At 61.9% G+C, this 932-nt stretch carries 2 protein-coding genes; one reads left to right on the plus strand and one right to left on the minus strand.

Features of this window, described 5'->3' with window-relative positions; genetic code table 11:
* The coding region (locus U8U01_RS17220; RefSeq protein WP_322176814.1) for an S-layer homology domain-containing protein at positions 1-394 on the plus strand (394 nt) is incomplete at its 5' end.
* A gap of 156 nt (positions 395-550) precedes the next feature.
* Here the strand turns inward: U8U01_RS17220 and U8U01_RS17225 are convergent.
* Positions 551-932 (minus strand): S-layer homology domain-containing protein (locus tag U8U01_RS17225; RefSeq protein ID WP_322176815.1); only part of this gene is annotated, 382 nt, incomplete at its 5' end.

Below are 932 nucleotides of genomic sequence, written 5' to 3' on the forward strand. Positions count from 1 at the left end.
CGTGGACGCCTTCTCCGCCCTGGAGATTTTGGTTGGCAACGGCGACGGCACCTTCGCTCCCAAGTACAGCATGAAACGCTCCGAGATGGCTGTTGTGCTGGGCAAGGTCCTGGCTGAGCTGGAGAAGGGTGAGAATCCCGACCCCACCGTTGAGCCCACTGCCGAGCCGACTGCTGAGCCCACCAGTGAGCCTACCACTGAGCCCACCACCGAGCCTACTACTGAGCCCACTACCGAGCCCACCAGTGAGCCTACCACCGAGCCGACTACTGAGCCCACCAGTGAGCCCACTACTGAGCCTACCACCGAGCCCACCAGTGAGCCTACCACTGAGCCCACCAGTGAGCCTACCACTGAGCCCACTACCGAGCCTACCACTTCCCCTGAGGCCTAAGCAGCCGGCGGGAACCCTGTGTTGAGCAAGGAAAGGCTTAAATAGACAGAAAAACAGAAGGACGGAGAAATCCGTCCTTCTGCTTTTTTATGCCGGTCACATGGTGCTTACTTACCGGTTTTACACATCGCTTGGCCTTGGCCAAACCATTGCAGATTACTCGGCAGGATCGGGGGTGGGCTCGGCACTCTCGGTGGGCTCAGGGCTCTCGGTAGGCTCGGCGCTCTCCGTGGGCTCAGGGCTCTCGGTAGGCTCGGCGCTTTCCGTGGGCTCAGGGCTCTCGGTAGGCTCGGCACTCTCCGTGGGCTCAGGGCTCTCGGTAGGCTCAGGGCTTTCCGTGGGCTCAGGGCTCTCGGTGGGTTCGGGGCTCTCCGTGGGTTCAGGGCTCTCGGTGGGGTCGGGATTCTCACCCTTCTCCAGCTCGGCCAGGACCTTGCCCAGCACAACAGCCATCTCGGAGCGCTTCATGCTGTACTTGGGAGCGAAGGTGCCGTCGCCGTTGCCAACCAAAATCTCCAGGGCGGAGAAGGCGTCTACA

Source organism: Acutalibacter caecimuris (assembly GCF_034335085.1).
GTDB classification, from domain to species: Bacteria; Bacillota; Clostridia; order Oscillospirales; family Acutalibacteraceae; genus Acutalibacter; species Acutalibacter caecimuris.